General features: G+C 59.8%; 7 protein-coding genes. 4 read left to right on the top strand and 3 right to left on the bottom strand.

All coding sequences use genetic code 11. From position 1 onward, the window contains the following. Positions 1-285 precede the first annotated feature (285 nt). The 4 genes from ACP7E4_RS28370 to ACP7E4_RS28355 all read left to right on the top strand — a co-directional run bounded on the left by ACP7E4_RS28370 (position 286) and on the right by ACP7E4_RS28355 (position 4,797). A complete protein-coding gene (locus ACP7E4_RS28370) occupies positions 286-1,137 on the top strand; it encodes a sugar phosphate isomerase/epimerase family protein (RefSeq protein ID WP_426119322.1) in 852 nt (283 codons plus the stop codon). A 15-nt stretch (positions 1,138-1,152) separates the two neighbouring features. Continuing rightward, positions 1,153-2,214 carry an isopenicillin N synthase family dioxygenase gene (locus tag ACP7E4_RS28365; protein ID WP_426119321.1) on the top strand — a complete coding sequence of 354 codons (1,062 nt, stop codon included), beginning with the start codon at positions 1,153-1,155 and terminating at the stop codon, positions 2,212-2,214. An 84-nt stretch (positions 2,215-2,298) separates the two neighbouring features. Then, the gene (locus ACP7E4_RS28360; RefSeq protein WP_426119319.1) at positions 2,299-3,102 is read left to right on the top strand and encodes an ABC transporter substrate-binding protein; all 804 of its coding nucleotides are present in this window, start codon (positions 2,299-2,301) and stop codon (positions 3,100-3,102) included. A gap of 183 nt (positions 3,103-3,285) precedes the next feature. Further along, positions 3,286-4,797 carry an amino acid ABC transporter permease/ATP-binding protein gene (locus tag ACP7E4_RS28355; protein ID WP_426119317.1) on the top strand — a complete coding sequence of 504 codons (1,512 nt, stop codon included), beginning with the start codon at positions 3,286-3,288 and terminating at the stop codon, positions 4,795-4,797. Between the two features lie 111 nt (positions 4,798-4,908). Here ACP7E4_RS28355 and recD read toward each other — a convergent pair whose 3' ends face one another. Genes recD through recC form a run of 3 tightly spaced genes read right to left on the bottom strand, consistent with a single transcriptional unit; the run spans position 4,909 to position 14,194 of the window. Continuing rightward, complete coding sequence (recD, locus tag ACP7E4_RS28350; protein ID WP_426119315.1) at positions 4,909-7,008, bottom strand: exodeoxyribonuclease V subunit alpha; 2,100 nt, start codon at positions 7,006-7,008, stop codon at positions 4,909-4,911. Next, complete coding sequence (gene recB / locus ACP7E4_RS28345; RefSeq protein WP_426119313.1) at positions 7,005-10,712, bottom strand: exodeoxyribonuclease V subunit beta; 3,708 nt, start codon at positions 10,710-10,712, stop codon at positions 7,005-7,007. Before recB ends, recD begins: the two co-directional genes overlap by 4 nt. Continuing rightward, the gene (gene recC / locus ACP7E4_RS28340) at positions 10,709-14,194 is read right to left on the bottom strand and encodes an exodeoxyribonuclease V subunit gamma (RefSeq protein ID WP_426119311.1); all 3,486 of its coding nucleotides are present in this window, start codon (positions 14,192-14,194) and stop codon (positions 10,709-10,711) included. Before recC ends, recB begins: the two co-directional genes overlap by 4 nt. Positions 14,195-14,426: the final 232 nt, after the last annotated feature.

The following is a 14,426-nucleotide window of genomic DNA, read 5'->3' as shown; positions in this document are numbered from 1 at the left end:
ATTTGTATCGCCTGGAAAAAAGTCTTCCCGGATGAATCCGGTCCCACAAGGGTTCGGCCAACGCCGTGCATTAGTTTAGAAATCTCTGAACTATGGATTTGAGCTTTCCTATTCTTCCCTCGCGTGATGCGCCCCTAAGATCGCCAGCATTGAGACCGTTCCAAAGAGATCGGCCCGCAGATTACGTTCCCGTTTGCTACTGCCCGCTAATGATTTTTTTGCTCCGGTCAACCAACACCGCGGGCGAGTTGCGCCAGTCGCTTGAGTAATCTTTGAGGTCGATCGATGAAACTGGAAATTTTCCGCACGCTTTGGGGCTACACCGCCAGCAAGACACAAGCACTGGAAGAATTGCTTAAGGTCGGCTTCGACGGCATGGAAGCCCGCCTGCCGCTGGCCAGCGCCGAGCGCGCCGAGTTTGCCGCATTCCTGCGCGCCAACCGGGTGGGCTACATCAGCACCGTATTCACCGCCTATGACGTGCTGCCGGAACAGTCCGCCACCGTTGCCGAGCACCTGGTCGATCTGGACAAAAAGCTCGGCTGGGCCGGTGAGCTGACGCCGCGCTTCGTCAATGTGCTGGCCGGCAACGACCGCTGGCAGCTGCCGCAGCAAGTGGACTTCTTCGGCCAGGCGTTGGATCTGGCGCGCAAGCACGGCCACGTGGTTTCCTTTGAAACCCATCGCTCCCGCTCACTGTTCAATCCCTGGATTACCCTCGAACTGATTCGCCAGCTGCCCGACTTGCTGTTCACCAGCGACATCAGCCACTGGATCGTCACCTGCGAACGCCTGCTCAACGACCCGGAAGATGACCTCGGCGCCTTCGTCGAACGCGTGCATCACATTCAGGCGCGAGTCGGCTATGACCAAGGCCCGCAGGTGCCGCATCCCGCCGCGCCGGAATACGCCAAAGAGCTAACCTTCCATCAACAACACTGGGAAGCCATCTGGCGCTCGCAACAGGCGCGGGGTTATCAGGTCAGCACGTTGACCCCGGAATTCGGCGCCGACGGTTATCTGCATCACTTGCCCTTTACCAATGTTCCGGTGGCCGATCTGTGGTCGCTGAACGTGTGGATGGGTCAGACCGAGCGCGAACATTTCCAGCACTTCACTCAATCGACCCGTCGTTAAAGGAGCGTTGTCGTCATGCCTGAACACAATAAAAACGGCACTCAAACCGCCAATTTCAGCAGCATCCCGGTGGTGGATATCGCCGGGCTGTTCAGCGCCGACCTTGCCCAGCGTCAGGCCGTGGCCGACGAACTCGGCGCGGCGGCGCGGGAAGTGGGTTTTCTCTACATCAAGAATCATGGCATCGACAAACAGCTGATCGACGATTTGCGGCAGGCGGCCAAGGATCTGTTCGCCCAGTCGCTCGACTACAAGATGCAGCATTACATCGGCACGTCGCGCAGCCACAAAGGCTTCGTCCCGGAAGGCGAAGAGGTGTACGCCAAGGGCAAGCCGGATCACAAGGAAGCTTTCGATATCGGCTTTGAAGTCGGCGATGAAGACCCGCTGGTGATCGCCAAGACCCCGCTGATCGGCGCCAATGAATGGCCGGACTTGCCGGGCTTCAAGCCGGCTGTTCAGGCCTACTACGCCGCGGTATTTGCCCTGGGTCGTCGGCTGTTCGACGGCTTCGCTTTGGCGCTTGGACTTGAGGAAGGTTATTTCGAGGCGCTGGTCACGCGTCCGCCTTCCAAGCTGCGCCTGATCCACTACCCGTTCGACGGCGCCGCGCAGGACGCGCCCGGTATTGGTGCGCACACCGATTACGAGTGCTTCACGATCTTGCTCGCTGACAAACCGGGCCTGGAAGTGATGAACGATCAAGGCCAATGGATCGACGCGCCGCCCGTTGAAGACGCGTTCGTGGTCAACATTGGCGACATGCTCGAAGTGATGACCGCTGGTACGTTCGTTGCAACGGCCCACCGGGTCAGGACTGTCAGCGAAGAGCGCTACTCGTTCCCGCTGTTCTACGCCTGCGATTTCCATACCCAAATCAAGCCGTTGCCGCAATTCATTCAGGATGGCAAGGATTACGAAGAGATCACCATTGGCGAACACATGTTCGGCCAGGCCCTGCAAACCTACTCGTACCTGCGCAAGAAAGTGGAGAACGGCGAACTCAAGCTGTATGAAAAAGCCCGCAAACCTTCGAGTTTCGGCCACTTGAAGAACCAGACGACGGAACCGTCCTGATGGTTTTCAAGACGCGCATTGCATGACTGAAGTATCTGATTCAAACCAACCGTGCCCTACCTTCTGACCTCGGAGTCACCGACGATGCGCAATAAAAACAACCTTGCTGTCCGCTTGACCGTGCTTGCCGCCGCCGTGCTCGGCGCGGGCCTCGCACACGCCGCGACCACCGTGACGCCGGGCGTATTCAAAGTTGGTATGGAAATCACTTATCCGCCGTTCGAGTCCTATGACGAGAAGAAAAACGTTGTCGGCTCCGACCCGGAACTGGCGCGCCTGTTCGCCAAGCACATGGAGCTGAAGCCTGAATTCGTCGACACCAAGTTCTCCAGCCTGATCCTGAGCCTCAATGCCGGACACTACGACGCGATCATTTCCGGCATGTACATCACGCCGGAGCGTCAGACCCAGGCGCAAACCATCGCGTACGCCAAGACCGGCGCGGCGATCATGGTGCTCAAGGACAGCCCGCTCAAACCCAAGGTGCCGGAAGATCTCTGCGGCCTGAAAGTCGGCCTGGAAAAAGGCACCACCTGGGTAGCGCAATTCAACAAGCTGTCGACTGATTACTGCGTGCCTAACAAGAAAGGCGCGATCGCGGTGAGTGAATTCCCGTCCGCGCCGGAAGTGACTCAGGCACTGCTGTCGGGCAACGTTCAGGCGCAGGTGGAAATCGACGGCGCAGCCGGCATGATCGCCGAACGCACCAAAGGCCGCGTGGTGGTCAGCACCGAGCATTCGATCTATCAGCAAACCCTGGGCATCTACGTCAAGAAAGGTAACGACGAGCTGTATCAGGCGCTGCTCAAAGCCTTCGACGAAACCAAGAAATCCGGTGAATACGCGGCCCTGCTGAAGAAGTACAACCTGGAAGAGCCGGGTAACTGATTAGCGCAGCAAATAGATGATCCGTTGGAGCGAGGCTTACCCGCGAAGGCGATTTGTCAGATACGAATTGTTTTGGATCTGATGGCCTCTTCGCGGGCAAGTCGGAACGCCGCCCGCTCGCTCCAACGGTGTGTAAAAATGAGGGTCCGCGGACTGGCGCAAGCCTGAACGCTTGAGGTGTACATGCAATTCGAATGGTCCTACTTTTTTTCTCTGTTTTCGGTCTCGGACTTCTGGGAGTCGTGCATCACCGTGATCCAGCTCAGCGCCCTGGGCTGGTTCATCGGCATGCTGCTCGGCTTCCTGCTGGCGTCGGCCAAGCTGTCGACATCACGTCTGCTGAGCATTCCGGCATCGATTTATATCTGGTTCTTCCGCAGCGTCCCGCTGCTGGTGTTGGTGGTGTTCGTCTACAACCTGCCGCAGATGTTTCCGTTTACCCGGGAAGTGCTGTCCAACCCGTTCTACTCCGGCCTGCTCGCCTTGGTCGTGACAGAAGCGGCGTACATGGCGGAAATCCATCGTGGCGGCCTGATCTCCGTGGCCAAGGGCCAGAAGGAAGCCGGGCGTGCGTTGGGGGTGGGCTTCATCGGCTTGCAGCGTTTGATCGTGATACCGCAGGCTTTCCGGATTTCTCTGCCGACGCTGATCAACGAATACATCACGGTGGTCAAGCTGACGTCGCTGGTCTCGGTGATTTCCCTGACCGAGCTGCTGACGGTTGGCCAGCGCCTGTACGCGCAAAATTTTCTGGTCATGGAAACCCTGTCGGCGGTGGCAGTGTATTACGTGCTGATCGTGACCGTGTTCGGCTGGCTGTTCAGCTGGCTGGAACGGCATCTGGAACTGAACAACCGCAAGCCACAAACCCTGGACGATGCCAGCCTTGGGCAACTGCGAACGCGTGTTGCCTCGCAGGCTTTGCAGACTGCCGTTGCCACCGACAATGGCGCCGCGCCCGCCTTGCAGCTGCGCGGCATTCATAAAAGCTACGGCCATCATGAAGTGCTCAAGGGCATTGATCTGGAAGTGAATTGCGGCCAGGTGATTTCGATTATCGGCCCGTCCGGCTCAGGCAAGACCTCGTTGATTCGCACCGTAAATGGCCTGGAAAGCATCGATAAGGGCGAGATCATCCTGTTCGGGGAAAGCTTCATCCAGGCCGGCGACAAGCCGAATAATCCACAAATCCGCCGGGGTGTGCAGCGCATCGGCATGGTGTTCCAGAACTTCAACCTGTTCCCGCATCGGACCATTCTCGACAACGTCACCCTGGCGCCGCGTTATCACGGCCGCGACAAAACCGTAAGCGAACAGCGCGCCTACGCGTTGCTGGATAAAGTCGGCCTGCTGGCCCACGCGCACAAGTATCCGCATCAGTTGTCCGGCGGCCAGCAGCAGCGTGTCGCCATCGCCCGTGCCTTGGCGATGGACCCGAAAATCATGCTGTTCGACGAACCGACCTCGGCGCTGGACCCGGAGCTGGTGGGCGACGTATTGAAGGTGATCAGCGACCTGGCCAAAGAAGGCATGACCATGCTGATCGTGACCCACGAAATGGACTTTGCCATGTCGATTTCCGACCGGGTGATCTTCATGGAAAACGGCGTAATCCAGGCCGACGCCGCCCCACAAGCCATTCGCGCCGGTCACGCCGGAGAGCGGGTTGTGCAGTTTATGGGTATAGATAAATAAGTCGATAAGATCAGTGGGAGCGAGCTTGCTCGCGAAGGCGTTCTTTCAGGCACAGGAATGTGTCGAATGTACTTGCCTCTTCGCGAGCAAGCTCGCTCCCACGGAGTGATTTCAAACCCCCAACATCAACCCGCTCAACCGCTTCACCTTGCGCCGCAACGCCTCTTCAAACACGCCCTGACGCGGTTCGATCAGGCTGAACCAGTGCTTGGCGCGAGTGATGCCGGTGTAGACCAGCTCCTTGGTCAGCACCGGGTTCAGCGCTTCCGGCAGGATCAGCGCGGTGTGGGCGAACTCCGAGCCCTGGGATTTGTGGACCGTCATGGCGTACACGGTTTCCACATCGTTGAGCCGACTCGGCAAGACGAACCGCACCCCGCCGCTGCCGTCATTACGCGGAAAAGCCACGCGCAATACCTGCTTGCTCGCCTCGACGCCATCGCGCTCCGGCAGGCGCAAGGCGATGCCGATGTCGCCATTCATCAGGCCCAGGCCGTAATCATTGCGGGTCATCAACACCGGGCGGCCTTCATACCAATGCTGGTCACCTTCAATCAGCCCGGCGCTGAACAGCGCACTGGTGATGCGCCGATTCAAACCCTCGACTCCCCACGGACCTTTGCGCACCGCACACAGCAACTGGAACGCATCGAACGCTTCGAGCACCGCGCGCGCCCAGCGGCTCCAGCATTCATCTTCCAGCGCGGCGTCCAGCGGCGGACGCTGCTCGGTCATCACCCCCAGATAATGCCGATAACCTTGTGGGCCTTCGTGACCCTGGCCATGTCCGTCAAGCAACAACCGCTCAAGGGAATGATCCTGCTCACCCTTGAGGGCAAGGGCGAACAAATCCCCGTGACTGCGGGCGGCCAGCAAGGCTCGCGCCGCTTCGACCTGTTGCCGATTGACCAGACGCGACAGCTGACCAATGCCGCTGCCCTGCCCGAAGCGCCGCGAATGACGCAACATCACCACTTGCTGGGCCAACGGATGCTGCAGCGCATCACCTTGTTGCAGGACGCTTGCGTTGAGGTTTTCGCCACTGATTGCTTCCAGCCACGCCTGGGTTTGCGGACTGTAGAAACCCGCTTCGGCATCGCGACACAAATCTCCCAGCACCGCTCCGGCTTCCACCGAGGCCAGCTGGTCCTTGTCGCCGAGCAAAACCATGCGCGCATGAGGCGGCAAGGCATCGAGTAGATTCGCCATCATTTCCAGATCGATCATCGAGGCTTCGTCGACCACCAACACGTCCAGTGGCAATGGATTGCCCGCGTGATGGCGGAAGTGACGTGTGCCCGGACGACTGCCCAACAGCCGGTGCACGGTGGTCACCTCACTGGGGATTTTCTGCCGCACGTCTTCGCTGACATCCAGGGATTGCACTTGCTGGCTGATGGATTCGGTCAAGCGCGCCGCCGCCTTGCCGGTCGGGGCTGCGAGGCGTATGCGCAGCGGCTGACCCGCTTGCACGGCTGGCGCTTGCAGCAACGCCAAAAGACGCACCACGGTGGTGGTTTTGCCGGTGCCGGGACCGCCAGTGATGATGCTGAACGCGCCACGAGTTGCCAGAGCACAGGCCAACTTCTGCCAGTCGATCAACGCATCCGGGGCGGGATTGGCCGGCCCGAACAAGCCGTCGAGACGCTGCGCCAGATCCGCAGGCGCGGCTTCCTGTTGGGCCAGTCGCAGACGCAACGCCGAGTCGATGCGTCGTTCATAAGTCCAGTAGCGCCGCAGGTACAGACGCCGATCGGACAGCACCAACGGCCTGCGCGCGGCACTTTCACTTTGGTCATCGCCGCGCGCGACCAATGCGCTGCCGAGCAACGCCTGACACCAGGCTTCGCCGTCCAAAGCGACCAACAGCTGCGACGGCAGCAGCATCGGCCCGCCTTGCGCATCACCTTCGGGAGGCAGCGACAGCGCGAAGTCCGGCTCCTTCAGGGTTTCAAACAAGTCCAGGCAAACATGCCCGTGGCCCAACTGATGACTGGTCAACGCTGCGGCCAACAACACTCGCGAATCTGCCGCAGGATCAAGTTCACTGAGAAACGCCACGAAGGCTTTGTCCAGCGCCCGCAGCCAGCCGCGCTCGGCCCAACGCTCCAGTAACAGCAGCAAGTCGCTGACTTTGGTCAACGGCGCAAGGTCGGCGAGACTTTGCGCGTCCAGTGGCGTCGGCAACAATTCGGCGAATGAACGTCTCATGCGAAGTCTCCAGTCAGGGCGAATTCCGGGGTTAATGATTTGCCCTGGAACAACAGGTCCAGACTTTCAATCAGCTCCCGTGGCGGTCGGGTGAAGTACGCGCCCTGGCTGGCAGAATGGTTGCCGCGCAGGAACAGATACAACGCGCCGCCCATGTGCCGGTCGTAGTCGTAATCGGCCAGACGCGCCTTGAGTTGGCGATGCAATGCAAGCAAATACAGGACGTATTGCAGGTCGTAACGGTTGTCCAGAATCGAGGCAACCATCGCGTCCTGGGTATACGCCTCGTCATTGAGGCCGAGCCAATTGGACTTGTAATCCGCGACGTAAAAGCGGCCGTCATGTTCGAAGGTCAAGTCGATGAACCCCTTGAACATGCCATTCAGCGAGACCGTTTCCGCTGCCGCCCGTGGCGCGTTGCCGTGGGTGTAGCGCCGCACCAGACTGTCCATCTGCGCGACATCGACCCTGTGGCAGGCGAACCAGAATTCCATCTCGATGCGGTACTGGTTGGTTTGATCCATCGCACCCAGGGAAATCGGCGGGCTGTCGCCGGCCAGTGGCAGCGGCATGTTCAGCAGATGTTGCAGCCAGCCGGTCAGCGTACCGATCCAGCCTTCCCAGCCGCGTCGATTGCAGCGCCGGGCGATAGCGTCTTCCAGCAGTTGCGGATTGTTCGCTACTGCGGCGAAACCTTCGTTGCCCGCCCATTCCAGCAAACCGTGCAGGAAGGTGCCGGGGTTCGGACCGCGCGGAAAGCGATGGATATCGCCGCCGCTGACCAATACTTCCCGAGGCGCGTCGGGATCGAGGCGTTCATCATCGAAGAGTTTTTGCGCTTGCGGGCTGTCAGGTGATTCATCACCGCTGGTGGTAATCGTGTCGCCAATTCGCAAGGCGCTGTAGGACGCAATCCACCAGTTTTCGGCAGCACGGCGTTTGGGCATACGCGGCTTGAGCAAAGTCGCCTGGTTACGCGGCGGGCTGAACGTTTCGGCGGTTGGCGCAGGCAGGTTCTCAATGCTCAGTCCAACACAGCCTTCACCCAGCTCGCGCAGCCATATGCTCAAGCCAGCGGACTCGGCGAGCGGCAGACCGCCGCCCAACAGATAGCCCAAGGCCGAGCGGTGCAGCGTCGAGCTATTGGCGTTGCCGCGTTTCAAATCCGCGACGCCGAGCCAGCATGCCGATTCGGCGCGAGTCAGGGCGACGTAAAGCAAGCGCAGATCTTCGGCGAGACGCTCGTTATCGGACTGCTCGATCAACGCCGCCGTTGGTTGCAGACTGATGTGCGCCTTGCCCTGTTCGTCATGGAAGTGCAACGGCAAGCGGCTGCCGTCCACAGGTTTGGAAGAGCAAATGAATGGCAGAAATACCAACGGATACTGCAAGCCTTTGGACTTGTGAATGGTCACGACCTTGACCAGTTGCTCATCGCTTTCCAGACGCAGGATCTGCTCTTCACCCGCCTGACCGGACAGTGCCAGATGCTCACCCAGATGACGAATCAGCGCCTGCTCGCCGTCCAGTTCGGCAGCGGCCTGTTGCAGTAATTCGGACAAGTGCAGCAGGTTGGTCAGCACCCGTTCGCCGTCATTGCGCGCGATCAATGTCTGCGGCAATTGGAAATCATGCAGCAAGCGCCGCAGCATCGGCAGCACGCCCTGAGTACGCCAGATCAAGTGATAACCGCGAAACTGCATGACCCGCGCTTCCCAGGCCAGTTCGTCCTGATTCAGGCGTTCCAGCTCGGCCAGCGGCAGATTCAAGGTGATGCAGGCCAGGGCGGCGCGCAAGGTGCGCTCGGAATCCGGCTCGGCGCAGGCTTTGAGCCAACTCAGCAGGTCGTGGGCTTCCTGAGCGGCGAACACCGAATCCTTATCGGACAAGTAAACGCTGCGCACGCCGCGAGCCGACAGCTCAGCGCGCACCGCCTGCGCTTCTTTGCCGTCGCGAACCAGAATCGCGATGTCGGCAGGCTTCAAGCCGCGCAGTTCGTTGCCCGGAGCGGCAAAACCGGCACGACCTTGCTGGCCGCCATTGAGCAGCCCCACGATTTCACTGGCGCAGCTGGCTGCCAGTTGCTGCCGGTAAGTCACGCCGGACAGCGGCTGGTCGCTGGGCAGTTGCCAGATATTCAGCGCCGGTAACGCTGCGCCGTCGACTTGCAGCGTTTCCTTGCGCCCTTGGGAACGCGCGGCAAAGAACGGCACGGGATTGGTGTCGCCATGCCGGAACAGGAAAGCGCCGCGCCCTTCAGGCCGTTGTTCGGCACGTGAAAACACATGATTGACCGCTTCGACCATGGCATGGCTGGAGCGGTAGTTGGTGTCCAGCGTATGCCAGCGTCCGGTAGTCGCCTGGCGCGCGCGCAGATAGGTGTAAATGTCGGCGCCGCGAAAAGCGTAGATCGCCTGCTTCGGATCGCCGATCAGGAACAGTCCGGTTTCCCGGTCGTTTTCTTCAAGGCGGTAGATGCTTTCGAAAATTCGATACTGCACGGGATCGGTGTCCTGAAACTCGTCGATCAGCGCCACCGGAAACTGTTCGCGAATCAACGTCGCCAGCCGTTCGCCACCTGAACTCTGCAAGGCCGCATCGAGGCGCAGCAGCATGTCGTCGAATCCCATTTCCGCACGGCGACGCTTTTCCTCTTCAAAGCGCACGCCGACCCAATGGGCGGCATGTTCCAGTACCGCTGCGTCAGGTGTGGGCAGCGTATCGAGCGCAACTTTCAGTTCGACCATGGCCTCGAATGCCGGGTGCGCAGGCGGATTGCTTTTCCAGGCTTCGGCAATTCCATCCGGAGTCAGACGGGTGAAGCCGGTGCCCAGATCCAGATCTTCCTGATCTTCGTCGGCAGCCCAGGCGTTGAGCTTGTCAAACCAGGGCTTGAAGTAGCGCTCCTGCATCTTGCGACCGTCGACCACTTTGCAGGCCACGCCGTCCATGCAGATCACATGCAGTTCGTTGGCCCATTCGACCCACGGCGCTTTCAGGGCTTTGAGCGCATCACGCCGTTGCTGCAACGACGCTGCGATCAGCTCGGCGGGTTCCTGATCCGGGACCTTGCGTTCGCTGCCAAACAGCGAGCGTACCCGAGGCAACAACGCCGCCGGACCGCCCCAATGCGCGCGAACCCATTTCAGCGCATCGCCGCTCATGGGGTAGCAAAAGCGCCGCCAGTAATCGCGCAGCACCTCGCCCAGCAAGTCGCTGTGGTCGGTTTCCAGGGTTTGGGTGAACAAGCTGCCGCTGTCGAAGGCGTGCTCGCGCAGCATGCGCTGACACCAGCTGTGAATGGTCGAAACTGCCGCTTCGTCCATCCATTGCGCCGCGATATCCAGGCGACTTGCGCAGGCCTGCCATTGCTCGGCGCCGAATTGATCGCGCAACTCGGCGATCAACTCATCGGGCGCGGCGATTTCATCACGAAAGAATCGCGCAGCTTCAGCGAGACGGATGCGGATGCGGTCGCGCAGTTCTTTGGTAGCGGCGTCGGTAAAGGTCACCACCAGAATTTGCGGTGGCAATAACTCACGGCCGAAAGCCGAATCTTCGCCGCCATGCCCGAGCACCAGACGCACGTACAGCGCGGAGATCGTGAAGGTCTTGCCAGTGCCGGCGCTGGCCTCGATCAGTTGGCTGCCGCGCAGTGGAAAACGTAGCGCCAGGGATGCGGTTTGCTCTGGGTTGACCGTCATGCGCTGGCCTCCTCGCTGGACAGAGATTGCCATGGGGCATCGAATATCGGTTTGTAAAGCGATTGGCACCAACCGCTGAATTCTTCGCTGTCGAGCAGCGCATTGAAATCCGCAAACTGCCGAGCCAGCGCAGTGCTTTCGCGTCGCTCACCGTTGGTGGTCTGGCCGTCACCTTCATAGGCTTTGCGAGCCATGGCTTCAGCTTTTATTTTGTCACTTTGGCTGAGCCAGGCGAACGCAGTTTTTACCGCAATCGGCAGTGGCCGCCGCATGCCGCTTTGCCAGGCGCGGAGCAGATCATTCAATGCGTCGGTGGCGAGGGTCTTATCCAGCGGCGCGAGGAGCAGGGTTTCGTCACTGGCAACCAGCGCGGTGCTCAGCGGCAAGTCACAGGCGCACGCCACCAGATGCAGCACCCACGGGCGAATCAAGCGATGCCATTTACGGGTTTTCTTGCCGCCGATGGAATTGGGAATCGCGGTGACGAGCAGGTACTCGCCTTTCGCGTTGCGATGCAGACCGCCCAACCAACCTTCCAGCGCAATACCTTGATGGCTGTAGCTCACTGGCAAGGCACTGCTCAACGGCTCCGGCCACTTGCGCAGCAAATCTTCATAGCGCTGCAACAAATCCGGCAGCGGCTCGATCAATTCTTCCTGCAAACTGGTGCCGAAACCGGCCATGGGCAGCAGGCCGCTGCCCTGAAGTTTTACCGCCTGGGCTTGCAACGCCCTGTCGATATCGCCTGGTTGCGTCAGCGCAGCGTTGAGCAGGCTGTCGCTCAGGCCGTAACGTTCGAGAGCATCGAGCACGAAAGGTTCTTCATCGGCGAGGGGCGCTTCGGCGACTTCGAAATAGATTTTCAAGCGCTGACTGAAGAAATGCTTCACCGGATTTCTCAGGAAATCCTGGAGCTGCGCCAGGGTGAGCGGTTCGTCCTGCTCGTGCTCCGTCAACGCAGGGGATGGCGCAGCTTCGGCGCGGGGTTCATGCAGCACTTGCCACTCCCGGGCAAAGCTGAAGAACTCGGTACCTTCATGGAAATACTGCGCGCTGAAAGGTTGCAACGGATGTTCCAGGGTCAGTTTGTGCAGCAGCTGTTGGCCGGGATCGCGCTTTTTGCTGTCCATCGGTTCAACGGCGTTGGCCAGCTTCCAGCCGCTGGCCAGATGATCGCGCAACTGGCCGATCAATACCGAAGACGGCCGCTCGCTGTTGTCACGAATACTGCGACCCACCCAACTGATGTAAAGCTGATCTCGCGCTGAAAGCAGCGCTTCAAGTAGCAGGTAGCGATCGTCCTCACGCCGCGAACGATCACCGGGGCGGTAATCGCTGCCCATCAAATCGAAGTCCAACGGTGGCTGCGCGCGAGGATAATCGCCGTCGTTCATGCCCAACAGGCAGACCAGCTTGAAGGGGATCGCGCGCATGGGCATCAAGGTGCAGAAGTTCACCGAACCGGCGAGGAAGCGCTGGGACAGACGACCCTGATCGAGGCCTGCCAGCCAGGCTTCACGCACAACGGTGAGGGGCAGCTGATCCTGCAAACCTACTGATTCGCAGGTCTCCAGCCAGGTCTCCCGCAATTGCTCCAGTTGAGCCAGCAGGTAATCGTCATGTTCACTGTCAGCGAGAAAGAACAGCTGCAACAGCGCTTGCAGGCGCGTCCCCCATTCTTGTGGCGTTGCCGGCAAGGACAGTTCGCTGTGGGCCACTTGCAACGCATCAATCAAGGCTACCAGCGGGCCGATCAATGCGGCGTCGAGGCCACCAATTTCATCGTAGGGTTCGATACCGTCACACGCAGCGCCGGCCCCCACGGCATAACCGAGCAACATACGGCGCAGGCCGAAATGCCAGCTGTTCTGTTCCAGTGCATTCGGCAAGCCCAGGCCCGCACGTTGTCCGGCATTGAGCCCCCAGCGAATGCCCGCACCTTCGATCCAGCGGTGCAGGGTCGGCAGATCGCGCTCGTGAATCTTGAAGCGTGCCCGCAGTGCAGGAACGTCCAGCAGGTCGAGAATCTCACTGACCGGAAAGCGGCTGTCCGGGATTTTCAGCAAGTGCTCGACAGCGATCAGCAGCGGCTCGCGACCACGTTGTCCCTGGTCCGCGAGGGTGAACGGAATGAAGCGCGGGTCGTTACGCTCGAGCTGGCCAAAGACGGCACGGATGTGCGGCGCATAACTGTCGATATCCGGAACCATGACGATAACGTCACGGGGACGAAGATTTGGGTCCTTGCTGAACCGCGCAAGTAACTGGTCATGAAGAATCTCGACTTCCCGCTGGGCGCTGTGGGCGACATGAAAACGTATCGAGCGGTCCGTGAGCGGATCAACCGCTGGCCACAGCTCGCGGGTCTCATCGAGCGGGCGCAGTTCGAGGATGTCGTCCTGTAGCTGATTGAGGATATTTCTTGGATCGCCGTCGGTGAACAGGTCAATGCGTTCGTCTTTGAACGAAGAACGATAGCTGCCAGGATCGTCGTGGCTATCCAGCAGATTGATGTAGTCACGACCTTGCTTGCCCCAGGCGGCCAGAAGCGGATGCGCATGTTGATGCAAGGCTTGCGGATCGAGCACCACTGGCATGCCCGGCTTGCGCGCTTGACGCTTGTATTGGTGCCGTAACAGGTCCTTATCGGCGACGATGTCTGCCCAATGATGACGGCAGGGATTGTGCACGCACAGCAAGACCTGGCTGAATCGAGCCAGGCCAGCCAAGGCTTCGAGCGCTTGCGCAGGCAATGACGAGATGCCGAAAACGATCACCCGCGCAGGTAGTCCAGCGGGGGCTTCGCTCATATCAAGAATCCGCTCGATGAAGCGTTGATGAACACCGGCACGACTCTGCGCCATACCTTCGGCACCGACATCCCCCAGAAGCGCCCGCCATAACTCGGCTTGCCAGCAGTTGGCCTCGGTCAGCGGTTTGGCCTCACCTCGAACATTGCGTAACTGGTGCCGGCCAGCCGCCCAATCTTCCAGCCAATCGGCGCGATACACTTGGTATTGGTCAAAGAGGTCCGCCAATCGCTCGGACAGTTGGTAACGCTTGCGCAAATCGGTATCGGCCGTGAGGAAGCGCCGCAGCGGCTCGAAGTGCGGTTGATCGATCAATGCTGGCAGGAGCCGCATCAAGCGCCATGTGAGCGGGCCTTTATCCAATAATGAGGTGGCGGGAATCTCATCCTTGCCCAGCACCAAGCGGTACAGCTGCCACATGAAACTGCCCGGAAGCTGAACGTCCACGGCGGCGGCAATACCGCAGCCTCCCAGATCGTCATCATCCGTGTCTTCAGCCAAGGCTAGCTTGAGCCACTGTGCGATACCGTTGCTCTGCACCAGGGCTATTTCGTTTTCCAAAGGTGCAAGCGGATAGCGCCGCATCCAGGAAACAACCAGGCTGCGCAGGTCATCCAGGCGGTTGCCGTGAACCACCATAAAGCCGGCGCTAAGAGAGGTCGTAACGGACATGGTTGCTTCCTTTGCCTTTAAATTCATGGCCCGAAGTGTAACCCCCGAAGATGATTCTTTGGGCTTTCGATCGTGGAAGAGGGTTTAAAGGAGGGAGGTACGAGCAAGGAGATTTCTGACCTTGCCCCCGAGAAACGTATCCCTTAACCCGGCGTCGGGGTTGAGTATCTAAGGTTGTTGCATTTGCCAGTTCTTCTCGTATTGCATCGGGCTTACGTAAAGCAGAGTCGAG

Source organism: Pseudomonas sp. DSP3-2-3 (assembly GCF_049898225.1).
Taxonomy (GTDB): Bacteria; Pseudomonadota; Gammaproteobacteria; order Pseudomonadales; family Pseudomonadaceae; genus Aquipseudomonas.
This window is presented reverse-complemented; position numbering and strand designations above follow the sequence as displayed.